9 protein-coding genes are annotated in these 13,912 nt (G+C 44.2%); 2 read left to right on the top strand and 7 right to left on the bottom strand.

Annotated elements, in window-relative coordinates:
- Both metK and BWI44_RS16140 read left to right on the top strand, forming a co-directional pair.
- Positions 1-1,183: methionine adenosyltransferase (gene metK / locus BWI44_RS16135; protein WP_286815028.1), on the top strand; the 1,183-nt coding region annotated here is incomplete at its 5' end.
- A 394-nt stretch (positions 1,184-1,577) separates the two neighbouring features.
- Positions 1,578-2,057 (top strand): hypothetical protein, encoded by a 480-nt coding sequence (locus BWI44_RS16140; protein WP_278705540.1) that lies wholly within the window; start codon positions 1,578-1,580, stop codon positions 2,055-2,057.
- A gap of 40 nt (positions 2,058-2,097) precedes the next feature.
- Here the strand turns inward: BWI44_RS16140 and BWI44_RS16145 are convergent, their stop codons facing one another.
- The 7 genes from BWI44_RS16145 to BWI44_RS16175 form a co-directional block, all read right to left on the bottom strand.
- Positions 2,098-6,192 carry a hybrid sensor histidine kinase/response regulator transcription factor gene (locus BWI44_RS16145; RefSeq protein ID WP_286815031.1) on the bottom strand — a complete coding sequence of 1,365 codons (4,095 nt, stop codon included), beginning with the start codon at positions 6,190-6,192 and terminating at the stop codon, positions 2,098-2,100.
- A gap of 19 nt (positions 6,193-6,211) precedes the next feature.
- Positions 6,212-7,543 carry a family 43 glycosylhydrolase gene (locus tag BWI44_RS16150; RefSeq protein WP_286815034.1) on the bottom strand — a complete coding sequence of 444 codons (1,332 nt, stop codon included), beginning with the start codon at positions 7,541-7,543 and terminating at the stop codon, positions 6,212-6,214.
- Positions 7,544-7,643: 100 nt separating this feature from the next.
- Positions 7,644-10,232 carry a xylan 1,4-beta-xylosidase gene (gene xyl3A / locus BWI44_RS16155; RefSeq protein WP_195423179.1) on the bottom strand — a complete coding sequence of 863 codons (2,589 nt, stop codon included), beginning with the start codon at positions 10,230-10,232 and terminating at the stop codon, positions 7,644-7,646.
- Between the two features lie 48 nt (positions 10,233-10,280).
- On the bottom strand, positions 10,281-11,339 hold the full coding sequence (locus BWI44_RS16160) for a glycoside hydrolase family 43 protein (protein WP_286815037.1): 1,059 nt from the start codon (positions 11,337-11,339) through the stop codon (positions 10,281-10,283).
- A 54-nt stretch (positions 11,340-11,393) separates the two neighbouring features.
- Positions 11,394-11,567 (bottom strand): hypothetical protein, encoded by a 174-nt coding sequence (locus tag BWI44_RS16165; protein ID WP_195208667.1) that lies wholly within the window; start codon positions 11,565-11,567, stop codon positions 11,394-11,396.
- Between the two features lie 263 nt (positions 11,568-11,830).
- On the bottom strand, positions 11,831-12,727 hold the full coding sequence (locus BWI44_RS16170) for an alpha/beta hydrolase (protein ID WP_195208668.1): 897 nt from the start codon (positions 12,725-12,727) through the stop codon (positions 11,831-11,833).
- Between the two features lie 28 nt (positions 12,728-12,755).
- On the bottom strand, positions 12,756-13,904 hold the full coding sequence (locus BWI44_RS16175; protein ID WP_195208669.1) for an alpha/beta hydrolase: 1,149 nt from the start codon (positions 13,902-13,904) through the stop codon (positions 12,756-12,758).
- Positions 13,905-13,912 lie beyond the last annotated feature (8 nt).

Here is a 13,912-nt window from a genome sequence, read left to right on the forward strand (position 1 = left end):
GAAAGTAGCTTGCGAAACTCTGGTAACTACCGGACAGGTAGTACTGGCTGGAGAAGTGAAAACCAAAGCGTACGTTGACTTACAACTCATTGCGCGCGAAGTAATTCAGAAAATCGGCTATACAAAAGGCGAGTACATGTTCGAAAGTAACTCGTGCGGTGTATTGTCCGCCATTCATGAGCAAAGTCCCGACATTAACCGTGGCGTAGAGCGTCAGGACCCTATGGAACAGGGTGCAGGCGACCAGGGTATGATGTTTGGTTATGCTACTAACGAGACTGAAAATTACATGCCTCTTTCTCTCGACCTGTCACATCGCATTCTGCAAGTGCTGGCCGACATCCGTCGTGAAGGTAAGGAAATGACTTATCTCCGTCCCGATTCTAAGAGTCAGGTAACCATTGAATACGATGATAACGGCACGCCCGTACGCATCGATACGATTGTAGTTTCTACTCAGCATGATGATTTCATTCAGCCGGCTGACGGCAGCGAGACTGCCCAGTTGAAAGCGGATGAAGAAATGCTTGCCACAATTCGTCAGGATGTCATTAATATCCTGATGCCACGTGTCATAGCTTCCATTCATGCAGAGAAAGTTTTGGCATTGTTCAATGATCATATCACTTATCACGTCAATCCTACCGGAAAGTTCGTTATTGGCGGACCTCATGGAGATACCGGTCTGACAGGGCGTAAGATTATTGTAGATACATATGGTGGTAAGGGTGCTCATGGTGGCGGCGCTTTCTCAGGTAAAGACCCCAGTAAGGTAGACCGCAGTGCTGCTTATGCTGCCCGTCACATTGCCAAGAATCTGGTGGCTGCCGGTGTAGCCGACGAGATGCTGGTACAGGTATCTTATGCTATCGGTGTGGCACGTCCCATCAATATTTACGTCAATACTTATGGACGCGGTCATGTAACGATGAGTGATGGTGAGATTGCAAAGAAGATTGATGAACTTTTCGATCTTCGTCCGAAAGCCATTGAAGATCGTTTGAAACTCCGTAATCCGATTTATCAGGAAACTGCAGCTTACGGCCATTTGGGACGTGAACCGCAAGTAATTACCAAGCACTTTAAATCTCGTTATGAAGGTGATAAGGATGTAGAAGTAGAACTCTTCACTTGGGAAAAGCTGGATTATGTGGATAAAGTGAAGGCTGCTTTCGGTCTGTAGTATTTTCCTTTCAGTTAGTAATCAGCGTAGCTTTACAAGCTATTTATATAGAAGCCGTCTTTCTCCATTCCGTTTTGCGGGGGAGAGGACGGCTTTTTATTTTCTTGTTACATCTTCTTAATCAGCCATTCCATGACTTTTCCCACTCATTTGTTCGGGAGCTAAACAGGTGTTTACTATGCAAGTTATGGCGAATAGACTTCTCAATAATAATGTAGATGTGCGCTTTTTTAGATTATTCTGTTTAATAATAAAACATTTTCTCTGAATAAAGAGTTATTTATATGGCTACGAAGATATAATTTATTTGTGATTTGTCATTATCTTTGTAGGCTTGGAATAATGCCAACGGTGTTATTAAATAATTGAAGATACACTTTTGAACTGATTAAGAATGAGCAATATCTTTAAAAAAATATTCTCTTTAACGAGAGATAATGACAGCAAACGGGATTTCCAGACTTGCTGCACTCCTATGGAAGTTTTTGATGAACAGAAAGTAAAAGCTATTGTAAAACACTGGCTTTTGTCCATTGATGAGTATGAGACTATCCCGGATGATATCGTTGCGTTGAACTTCAATCTTTGGGAAGCTGTTGAAGAGGATGGTGGGAGTTGCTATACGCTTGAGTTGACGGGTGCCAAACAGTATGATGCAGAAGATGATGACTGGGCATGCGAAGAGGATTTTGATCCAAGATTAAGGAACTGTGATGCATTGCAACTTTCGAGTGCAATCCCATGGGAGGATATATTGAAAGGGCTGGTAGAAGTCTTGAAAGAACTGAAGGTTGAGTTGGGGGAGATAAATCTCTTTCAGGTGGAGCATATAACTGTTGGATTTACGGAAGGGAATCTGGAAGTTATAAAATGAATCCTTTTGCAATTTACCGTAAATAAACATAATTTTAAGACTACTTGGAGAATGAGCTTGGTGTTTGCTTATATTGTTTTACAAAGCAGCGGGTAAAATATTTGGGATCATTAAATCCTACCCGGTAGGCTATTTCTGATACAATGACATTATTGGTACTGTTCTCTAATATCTTCTTTGCAATCTGTAACCTGTACAGTTGGATGAAACGTACCGGCGGAAGCCCGGTAAGTGAAATGAACTTCTTGTAGATGACCGTGTAGCTGATATTCAGTTTGTCTGTCAGATCCTTTACACCGAATTGAGGATCAGCATAGTTCTTTTCCAGAATATTCATAACTTCGTTCATGAACTGCTGGTCGGGTTGCCCCACTTCCAGCAGAATAGGATTCAAGTCTTGTTCCATGAATTTCTTCTGACGCAAATCCCTGTTCTTCAAGATGGAGTCTATGTGGGCTAATAATACGGATTGTTCGAAAGGCTTGGTGATATATCCGTCTACTCCGTTTTCATAGCTTTCTATCCGGGCAGTCTCACTCGAATTTGCCGTGAGAAGCAGGAAAGGAATGTGACTTAAAAGTTTGTTCTCGCGCAGTCTTTTGCAGAAGTCGGAACCATCGCATACGGGCATCATCAGATCGGATACAATAAAATCGGGCACGATATTCTGGGCTGTCTTATAGCCTTGTTCGCCATTGTTTGCTTCAGCGATATTGTATTTTTCTTTCAGCATATTCTTGATATAATGACGCATATCGGGATTATCTTCTACCAATAACAAAGTCGGCTTGTTCCTGTCTATAGGAATGAATGGCTCGATTTTGTCTTCAACGGGTACGGGATCTTTATATTCCTCATGAATTTCATTCTCCGCTGCGTCTGCCAGTGTAATGGGGAAATATAGTCTGAAAGATACACCTTCTTTTCCCGAACTCTTGACTTTAATTGTTCCGCCTAATAGGTTGATAAGCTCTTTCACGATGTGAAGTCCGATGCCCGTACTACTCTGACCGTAGTTCGTATATTTGTTTTGTTCGGGTATCCGGTAGAAACGGTTGAATATTTTGTCTATTTCGTCAGGAGCTATTATGCTGCCACTGTTGGTGACGGAGATAAACTGCATGAGCTTGTTCGACTTGTCTGTGAATTGGTTGGCACGCAATGTGATTTTTCCTTTATCGGGAGTATGCTTGATGGCGTTGGATAGTAGATTGAACAGTATCTTATGCAGGTTTTCCTTATCAGAATAAATATGGTCACTCTTCAAGCGGTATATCTTTTCAAAGCTGATATTTCGTTCTTTCATCAGGCTGGAAAAGTCAGTTATTGTTGTGTTCAGGAACTTGCTGAAATTGAATTGAGAGTAATTGAGCGTTAAGTTGTGGGTATCGATCTTGCGTAAGTCAATCAGTTGGTTGACCAGTGAAAGCAGGTATTGAGCATTCCGGTTGATAATCTGTAAGTCCTCTTTTTCTTTGGGATCGGTAGTTTGCCTGACAAGCTGGCTTGCCGGTCCTTGTATCAGGGTCAGGGGTGTCTTAAACTCGTGTGCGAGGTTGGTGAAATAGGATAGCTTCTCTTTATTGATAGCCTCCATCTGTTCGGACATGATTTCTATCTTTTCTTTCAGAAGTTTCTGGATATGTTGTTGCCTTGCATTATACCAATAGATGATATAAAGTAGAATGGACATTATCAATATAGCGATAAGTGAGTAGAACCATCCTGTTTTATAGAATGGGGGATGTACAATAATGCTGAGACAGGTGGCCTTGGTAGACCATGTGTTGTCTTGGTTGGTGCATCGTATTTCCAGCGTATATTTTCCCGGTGGTAGGTTGGTGTACTTGGCGTTTCTCTTTACCAATCCTGTGTTCCAGTGCTCCTCCAGTTCATGAATGCGATGGAAGTAGAATACCTTTTCCTGTTCGATATAATCCAGGCAGCTGAATGTGATTTCAAAGGAATTCTGCGGTGGATATAAATGCAGTTCCTTGGTTGTTGAGATACTTACAGGCAGATTATCGCTGTTCAGATAAGGTATCAGCTGGCTGCCGTTACAGACAACACTGGTGAGGGTTATCGTCCGCTGCTTTTGCTTGGGCAGGTTTACTAGCGGGCTGAAAGTTACGAAACCATCGATAGTTCCCAGTAACATATTGTGATTGATGGTCTTACAGCCCGATCTTTTATAGAACTGGGGCACCTGCAACCCGTCTCCTTCATCGAATTTGAAGGCCCGTTTTGTGTTGATATCGAAGAAGTAAACACCTTTTAGGGTACTGATCCACAGGTTCCCGTTCTCATCGTCCAGAATGTTCGAGATGCTGGTGTCCGAAAGACCGCAGCGCACGGCATAGTTCTTGAATGTATATTTTTCGTTGTTGCCGTTGTCTTCCAACAGGTAGATGCCATTTCCGAGGCTACCCAGATAAATCTCCCCCTTTTTAGTTTCGAATATACAAGTGATCTTTTCATTGATTTTGCTTTCGGGATCATCCAGTTTGTGCTGATAGTATATACATTCGTAGGTATTTCTGGAATTTTCCAGATCGATGACATACACGCCGTTTCCGCCAATCCATAATCTTGACTGTGAGTCGATGAAGATTGTATTCATGTTATGAACGGGTTCTTTGGACTGTGTGTAGAACTTTAGCCGGTTGATGGTTCCCGTAGAGAAGTCGAGTGTATTGATATGGCTGCCGTTGCATATCCACAATGCATTCCGGGCAGAGTCCAAGGCTATGTCATGGATGTCATCGGAGGTCAGGGAGGAATTCAAACTGTTGTAATGTTCGAATACGGGATGTGATAGATTATTTTTGTCCAGTTTATCCAGCCCTCCGCCTATTGTTGATATCCAGTAATTGCCGTGCAGGTCCTGAATGATATCCGAGATGTTGTTGTGAGCCAGTGAGCGCGGATCTCCCGGGCTGTGTTTGAAGAGCGAAAAGGAGTCAGCACCTTTCCTCTTAATAGCAAGTCCGCCATCTACAATTCCTGCCAGGATGTTTCCTTCTTTGTCTTCGAGCACTGTGCTGATGATGTTGGGCACTCCTTTCTCATACCCTTGCAGTGAATAATTGAAAGTTATGCGTTGCGGAGCCATGATATTAATTCCGCCGAAGTCGGTCCCTACCCAGATATTATCATTCTTATCAACAAATATCCGGTTGATGATATTATCATTCAGGGACCGGGTTTGTATGCCTCTGCTGAAAGTAACGAATTGATCATTTCGCTGGTATATGTTCACTCCGTTTCTGGTTCCGATAATGATGTCGCCTGATGAGTTTTTATCAATATCCGTGATGAAGTTGGAGGAAATGCTGTGAGGATCATTGGGGTTATGCTGATAGAGTATACAGAACTGATTCTGGGTGTTATAGCAGTATAAACCACTTTGAGTACCGATCCACAGATAGTCACCATACGAAAACAGGCGGTTGAAGATTAACTGAGAAGTATCTAAGTTTGTAACTACGGGTATATTGCTATAATCTTGTTTGCCCGAAGGGGTGAAATGCAATAAACACTTGTCGCCTCCCGCCCAGATATCACTACCGTGTTTTACAATGGTTTTGATATTCACGTCTTTCTTCAATATCCGGATATCTTTTATCTGCCTTTCTTCGTTCAGAATGATGTAGGCGAGTCCGTCACTTTTACCCACCCAGAGATTATTGAAATCGTCGACAAGCAGGGCCTGAACGGGAGAGTAAAGCACATTATTATTTTTACCGGAGTATTCCTTATAGAAGTTGAGATTTTCGTGAAGGAGATCAATGCTCATGATGCCGGCTTCGGAAGCTACCCACAAATAGTTGTTGTCGTCTTCGTCAATGTCATTAATATAATTACTTTCAATAAACTGATACGGTTGCCTGGGAGCTGTGGAGTAGTGTTTCAGTTCGTAACCATCGTAACGGTCGAGCCCGTTGGAGGTTCCGAACCACATGAATGAGTTGCGATCTTTGTGTATGGTTCGGATGGAGTTGTCGCATAATCCGTTCCGGATAGTAAGATAAAGGTAATTGTATTGGTTTGGATTATTCTGAGCAAGTGCTAAACCCTGCCCCTGCAGGAAGCAGAGCAGGGTTGTGATTAGCGTTATTGTCTTCGTATACTTCATATCCGGCCCGGAGATTTAGTTATTGAAAACTGATCCAGTCGATTTCAACTTTATCGTTTCCTTTTAGAGACACGTATAAATCGTGGATACCGGTCTGAGCGGAACGAACCGAGGATTCAATATTCGTCCATTTATCGGTTTTGGGAACTTTTATTTCTGAGATAACCGGACCGTTTGTTCCGTTTATACGTATTTGCAGTGTTCCTCCGTTGTCCGAGGTTACTCTTGCTTTCACTTTCCGGGGAGTACTATCTCCGAAGTTCACCCGGTTGTACTGCACCCATGCACCGTTTTTGCTCAATAAAGTTTTCCAACCTTCGAATTTGTTTGCCTGGTTCAGGTAATCGATGGTCGCTCCCTGATTGCTTAACCGGCTGTAGCGATCCAGTTGAATTTCTTTCCGGGCGTCTGTTATGCCCACTCCGCGCAGGGTAGGGGTTACTTTTTGGATAGTGCCGTCCGCGTTGAAGAATAAGGAGTCGACCCGTGCCGATCTGTTTTTATCGAATTCGGGGGAGTAATCGTTGTGGTGATAGAACAGATACCACTGGTCTTTGTATTCCACCAATGAGTGGTGATTGGTCCAGCAATCGGTTGGTGATTCATCCATAATGATACCCTTGAACTCGAAGGGACCCATGGGATTGTTTCCCATCGCATAAGCCAGAACTTCCGTTTTTTCCTTTACCCAGGGGAATGTGAAGTAATATTTTCCGTTGCGTTCAAAGGCGAAAGGTCCTTCTTTGAAACCTTCGGGTAATCCTTGAATTTGCATGGGTTCTGAGGCGAGTTCAAGCATATTGTCTTTCAACTTTGCTACTGACATTCCGCGGCCTGACCAGTATATGTAGGCTTGCCCGTCTTTATCAATGAGCACGCAAGGGTCGATGCCGTTGACTCCTTCAATGGGAGTGGCCTGCGGGGTGAAAGGGCCGTAAGGCTTGTCGGCTATGGCAACTCCAATGCTGAAACCGCGTTTGCCTTCGCCTTTAGGGGTGGATGGGAAGTAGAAATAATATTTCCCATTCTTGTATACACATTCGGGGGCCCACATGGAATAGGAGTCAGGAGCCACCCAAGGTACATTTTTCTGGCTTAGGATCACTCCGTGGTCTGTCCAGTCTACCAGATTGTCTGACGAGAAAACATGGTAATCTGCCATACAAAACCATTCTTTCAGACGCTCGATGGGGCTTGGAATGTCATGTGAAGGATAGACATACATCTTGCCTTCAAAAACTTTGGCGGTGGGATCGGCAGTGAACTGATCCGTAATAATGGGATTCTGAGCTTTTAATGTACCTATTATTACCAGAAATGCGGATAATAAAAATAGTCTTTTGTTTTTCATAAGTTGACTGTTTTTAATGTGTACGGGCTTTCTATTTCTTCATCCGGACACAAAGATAAAATAAAAATGATAGGAAGCCCCGAAATAGGGCGACTTCCTTTTATTGTAAAGTGACTTTGACAGATTGTAGGTCCCGGGCTGCGGAACTTGTTCCGTAGAATAACTCGTACTCACCCGGTGCCACACGCATGGTATTTGTAGAAGGATCGAAACATTCGAATGATTCGGATGGCAACTCTATCTTGACATCCTGTTGGGCTCCTGTTGCGAGTTCTACACGTGCATAGGCTTTCAGGGACTTTAATGGTCCATCAGCATCATCTGTTTTGCGTATGTAAACCTGTACGATTTCAGTTCCGGACCGTTTGCCTGTGTTGGAGACCGGTACAGTCAAGGTCAGCGACTCATCTGTACGGAGTTGGGTTTTGTTGCAACTGGCCGTACCTATGGCGAAATCCGTGTAACTTAATCCGAATCCAAATGGGAACAGAGGGTCGGACATATATCGGTATGTACGTCCTTTCATGGAGTAATCCTCATAATCGGGAAGTTGTTTCGTATTTTTGTAGAAAGTGACGGGCAGCTTGCCGGAGGGGTTATAATCACCGAACAGCACATCGGCTACAGCATATCCACCCAGTTCTCCTCCATACCATGCCTGGAGAATAGCGTCGCAACTTTCCGTTTCGGGCAGCAATGCCATAGACGATCCGGAACAATTGACAAATACTACTTGTTTTCCGGCATCTTTCAGAGCTTTCAGGAAGTTTCGCTGTACGGCGGGTAATTCTATATCTGTACGGTCACCCCCTTTGAAGCCGGGAATATTTACAGGCATTTCTTCCCCTTCCAGTTGTGGCGAAATGCCACCTACGAAGACCACTACATCTATGCCTTTAAGTTTCGAAATGCTTTCACTGTAATTGATCGGGAATTCTTTTCCGAGGTTGAACTTCAGGTTTGCAGCCCAGTTTTCTACTTGTGCATAGAGTATTTCTATCTTATATTCTTTCCCCTTCTCCACTTGTAGCATGGTGCGGGTATCGGTGGTTCTCCAAGTGCGGTGTTTAGTCATCGACTTGCCGTTTACCAATAATTCAAAGTAACTGCAACCTTCGAGATTGAGGAGAATTTCGCCTGATTCCTTCGGGATTAATACGGTTTCGTATTTGGCTGAGAACTTTTCAAGATTCACTCCCGGGCCGAAAGTATGTAATCCGTATGTAGTCACGTTGATAGGCTGGGTGGTACGGAGCGAAGAGACAGGCTCTCCCTGGCGTTCTGGATTGTTCCAGAATGTAGCTTTTATGCCGGGTTTCCCATCTATGCTGCATTGGTCAAGATAGGATTCCAATGTTTGGTCATTCACCAGGTCACAGCCTTTCATGTAGACGATCTGATTCTTTTTCAGTTTACTTTTGAAGCCGTCCAAGATGGTAATGGTCTGATTCGGAGTTCCGTTGTAGTTGCCCCACAGCATAGGTTTGTCATCAGCGTTAGGACCGATAACCGCAATCTTGCGGATGGATTTACTTAAAGGCAATACATTGTTCTTGTTCTGTAAGAGTGTCATTGTCTGGCGTGACATATTCAGTGACAAATCTTTGTGAGCCTTACAGTTGACTACCGACATCGGTATTTTTGTCCAGTTCACTAATGACGGGTCATCCATTTCTCCGAGTTCAAAGCGTCCTTCCATCAGGCGGAGCACATGTTTGTTCACTTCTTCTTCTGTTATCAATCCTCTGGATACGGCTTCCGGTAGTTTCTGATAAGCGTATCCGTATCCACATTCCACATCTGTACCTGCCATGGTTCCTTTGACGGCTGCATGTACGGCATCGGAGGAACTTTTGTGGGAAGTCCAGAAGTCGGCAATGGCTCCACAATCGGAGACTACGAGATATTTGAATCCCCATTCATCACGGAGTATTTGTTGAAGCAGACGGGTGTTTCCACAACAAGGATCATCGTCCAGGCGCTGGTAGGCGCACATAACTTCGCGTACATCGGCTTTTTGTACCAATGCCTTGAACGCAGGCAGGTAAGTTTCCCATAGGTCACGGGGACTGACGTTGTTCAGATTGGCTGTATGACGGCTCCATTCCGGACCACTATGTACGGCATAATGCTTGGCACATGCAAGCAATTTACGATACTTTTCATTTTCAGGTCCCTGTAATCCTTTTACCACTGCGATACCCATTTGAGAAGTCAGGTAAGGATCTTCCCCGTAAGTTTCCTGACCACGTCCCCAACGGGGATCACGGAAGATGTTTACGTTGGGAGTCCAGACAGAGAGACTGTGGAAACGGACGTCTTCCAGTCCGTTGCGTACGCGTTCGTTGTGTTTGGCACGCATTTCATCGGAGACTGCATTGAAGATTTCGAATACCAGTTTGTCATTGAATGAAGCGGCCATTCCTACCGGTTCGGGGAAAACGGTTACATTTCCCTGATTGGCTACCCCGTGAAGGGCTTCACTCCACCAATTGAATTTCTTTATTCCCAGGCGTGGAATGGCTTCCGAATCATCACACATCAAGAGCGCTTTCTCTTCTAAAGTCAAGCGTTTCACTAAATCCTTCGCTCTTTCTGCCGGACTTAGTTCGGGATTCTGATACGGCAATGTTTGTCCCCACCCCGATAGGGAGAATAACAAACCACAGGTTACTAATACCTTTTTCATAATAATGTTGTTTTCATGGTATAAAATTATGTTTTTATTTCTTGGTTGCTAAGGATGATATTTCCCCAGTATTTTAATTTCGTCTCCTGAAATATCTACTTCTAACAGTGTGGGTCTTCGTGGACCCGGGTTTTCGGAGTCGAGGCTTTGGTGATGCAGGCACATCAGCAACTTTCCATCGAATGTACGGAACAACATACCGTGCCCTGAATTATTAGGTATCAGAGGATCATTGCACTGAACCCAGGAACCGGCAAGTTTACCCGACTCGGAGTAGGCCACTCCTTGCGCACAACGGCTGTTGCTCCAACTGGACCACAACATTCCTAAACGCCCCGTGCCCGTCCGGAACAAGAACGGACCATCTGCCACATAGCCTCCCAGCGCCATGCCGATAGTGAGCTCGCCTATCGATTTCATTTCTCTTGGCCATGGGGCATCGGATGCTCTGAAAAGGGTGGTAGAGGTTCCTATTGATTCTGATAGTTCCGGAGTCAGTTGAACGTAGTCGATCATCCCGTCTACGGTTTGCATCCATTCGTGACAAAAGACCATATAGGGCACTCCGTCTTCTTCCCAGAAAGTACCGTCGAGTGTAGACCAGTCCTCCGGCAGATAGTTCTTGTCGCTGATGGGATGGTAAGGACCTGCTGCTTTGTCGGATGTAAGGATATGGGTGGCACGGCGTTGTACATTGTATCTATCAGGTACAGTGTCTACTATGATCTTGGGATTGGTAAAGGTAACGAAACAATAGTATTTACCTTTATATTTATGGAGCTCCGGAGCCCATATTCTTGGCGCGGTTCCAATCCAGGAAGTTGTATCCACAGTAATGTATTGATAGGGGCCTGTCCACTTTTTCATATTTGTACTTTTCCATAAACTACCGCCACTTCCAACCAGATAATACATCTGTGTTTCTTCATCGGCCAGGATAAAGGGATCGCTTAGCTGTAAAGAGTCAAAGGAAGTGGTGTCTATCTTATCTCCTTCCTTGCCGCCAATAAATGTATATTGTTTTATCGGCTCTGGGCTCTTAGTCTGGTTACAGGCAACCAGATTAAGAACGAACAGAGTTATTGTGAAATGAAACAGTATCTTCATAGTTGCAAGTATTGTTAAAACTACATCTGTATTATGTGAAGTATCAGTTGAATATCAAGCCTGGAAAACTCCCATTGACAGGCCGGCTATGGCACGATGTTCCCTGTCGGGTAAAGTACGGGAGCCTTTCCCAGTGCCCACGTCGTTCCTGTGATAACGGAACAGAATATTATTGCGCTTCCCGTCCTGACAATTGCTCTTGATAATTTCCTTCTTTTCGTTGTTCATCTTTTATACTTTTCAAAAAAATTATTCGAATGTTAATGTTAACTGCAAAAGTAACAGGTAATCCCATTAAGAAAGGGTATAAAACTGTTTTTGAGGAGGATTTTTCTCGCTGGCAGGGCGTATATGTGGCACAAGTGTTACATTTGCAGGACACAAGTGTTCTATTTGATCAATGCAAGTGTTCTGCAAATGAAATACAAGTATCCTGCAAATGGAGGATCAGACACCTTATTTTAGCAGGTGTGTTTCGAAGCAACAATAAATCATTTATCCATAGCAGCCTGCTTTCTAAAGAATTCCGTCATTTTATTGAAAGTCTGCTCATTGAAAGTTATAGGGCCATGCTGTCCCTGAGGTACAGAAATAAACTCCTCCAATCGTCCTTTTGCATTTAAAGCATCTTTGAAGAAAATGCTCTGACAACAGGGAACTACCTGATCGGCATCTCCATGAATCACCAAAAACTTAGGATCTCCTTCGTCAATATAAGTCATCGGATTCAAAAGAGCCAGCACATCCATATACTCGCTCGGTGTCCCTCCTATCAAGGCTGCCTCAGGTGAATCTGCTCCTTTGGTCGTAGCACAGTTTTCCATGCGCGTCATGTCTATCGGTCCGAACCAATCCACCACTGCATCCACCCGGCTGCTAAAGGAAGTACAATCACCCACATTTCCTTCAATATCCATCTCCGTATCACCTACCTTATATATTTTGACTCCATTAGTAGTGCCGGCCAGTGAAGACAGATGACCGCCCGATGAAAATCCGGTGATACCGATAAAGGATGTATCGAGCCGATACTCATCAGCATGAGCACGGATAAAGCGCACAGCTGCTTTCACATCATTAATCTGTGCCGGAAACTTTGCATCACCACTGGAACGATGATTGATGGAAACCACCGCAAATCCCCCGTCGAGCAACGGTTTCCCCATCGCCTGAAAAGCCATCTGCTTCATATTATTGGCAAACCAGGCGCTACCGTAAATCAAGACCACCACTTTATATTTAGTCTGTCCTCCATCGGGCAGATAAATGTCGAGTTTATGTCCCTCCAGATTGTCATTAGCATAGTTGATATCAGTCCATTGCGTAGTCTGTCCGAAAGACATTAATGAATAAAACAACGCACACACAAATCCAAAAACAAGTTTCATATTTTTCAGTTTATTAAAAAGTTGACAATTATTTAAAAAGAAGCGGAGCAAACTCATTCAATGCTCTGCGCCACGTAAGCCATTCATGGGCCGTATCGGGAGATTCATAATACACATATTTAATTCCCTGTTTGTCCATCATCTGCCGGAAAGCCTTCACTACTCCGGGGAAAGGATGCGGTTCGGCCGTACCAAGTCCCAGAAAGAAAACCTTAAACTGAGCGTTTACAGCCTTAGCATCTTTAAACTTCCCATTAAGGAAAGTAGTTGCATCCAGCGGTTCGGTACTCGGATAATTGGACGTACCACTGAAACCACCATAATAGGCAAAATGCCCGGGATTATTCATGGCAATATGCATAGTTTGGTTAGCTCCCATCGACAACCCTGCAATGGCGCGGTCTTCACGACCGGACAAGGTACGAAACTTCGCATCAATCATCGGAATGACTTCGTTCATCAGCACTTCTTCAAAAATAGAAGCAGCAAAAGGTGACTTTTCACCGGGCTTCGTAGCGTATCCATTGTCCATTACCACCAACATAGGAACTGCCTTCCCGGCGGCAATCAGATTGTCCAGAATCAAATTGGTCTTACCTTGTCTTCCCCATCCCGTTTCGTCCTCAAAACTACCATGTTGCAGATAAAGCACCGGGTAACGTTTATCTTTATTATCCCCATATCCCGCCGGAGTATAAACAAAACAACGTCTCCATGCTTTTGTCAGATTGGAATAATAATTCATCTCACTCAGCAAGCCGTGAGGAACATCTTTCAAGGCATAGAAATCGGCATCATGAGCCGGAACCTCTATGCCACTACCCCAACGACCTGCTCCATAGAAATAAGTTGTGCCCGGGTCGGGAACAGATGCCCCATCCACATTCAGCTGGTAATAATGGAATCCCTCCTGTTGTGGAGCGGACTCGCCTGTCCACACACCCTTTTCATCTTTGGTAAGGTCATACTTCACACCACCCAAATCGAGCTGTACTACCTTTGCTTCGGGTGCCGAAATTTGTATACGAACCTTACGCTCCGAATTGACCTGAGGATAAAGCTTCCCCGGTTGGTTCACTTCCGATGGTTTGAAATCCTCCACTGTCTGTGCAAAAGATGGTAAGCCTACACTTACCATCCATGACATCATACTCCAAAATAAAATTTGTCTCTTCATAAATTAGA

The organism is Bacteroides sp. Phil13 (assembly GCF_001940965.1).
GTDB classification, from domain to species: Bacteria; Bacteroidota; Bacteroidia; order Bacteroidales; family Bacteroidaceae; genus Bacteroides; species Bacteroides intestinalis.

Coding starts and splice junctions, on each gene's coding strand:
- BWI44_RS16140 (WP_278705540.1), top strand. CDS start 1,578: ATGAGCAATATCTTTAAAAAAATATTCTCTTTAACGAGAGATAATGAC.
- BWI44_RS16145 (WP_286815031.1), bottom strand. CDS start 6,192: ATGAAGTATACGAAGACAATAACGCTAATCACAACCCTGCTCTGCTTC.
- BWI44_RS16150 (WP_286815034.1), bottom strand. CDS start 7,543: ATGAAAAACAAAAGACTATTTTTATTATCCGCATTTCTGGTAATAATA.
- xyl3A (WP_195423179.1), bottom strand. CDS start 10,232: ATGAAAAAGGTATTAGTAACCTGTGGTTTGTTATTCTCCCTATCGGGG.
- BWI44_RS16160 (WP_286815037.1), bottom strand. CDS start 11,339: ATGAAGATACTGTTTCATTTCACAATAACTCTGTTCGTTCTTAATCTG.
- BWI44_RS16165 (WP_195208667.1), bottom strand. CDS start 11,567: ATGAACAACGAAAAGAAGGAAATTATCAAGAGCAATTGTCAGGACGGG.
- BWI44_RS16170 (WP_195208668.1), bottom strand. CDS start 12,727: ATGAAACTTGTTTTTGGATTTGTGTGTGCGTTGTTTTATTCATTAATG.
- BWI44_RS16175 (WP_195208669.1), bottom strand. CDS start 13,904: ATGAAGAGACAAATTTTATTTTGGAGTATGATGTCATGGATGGTAAGT.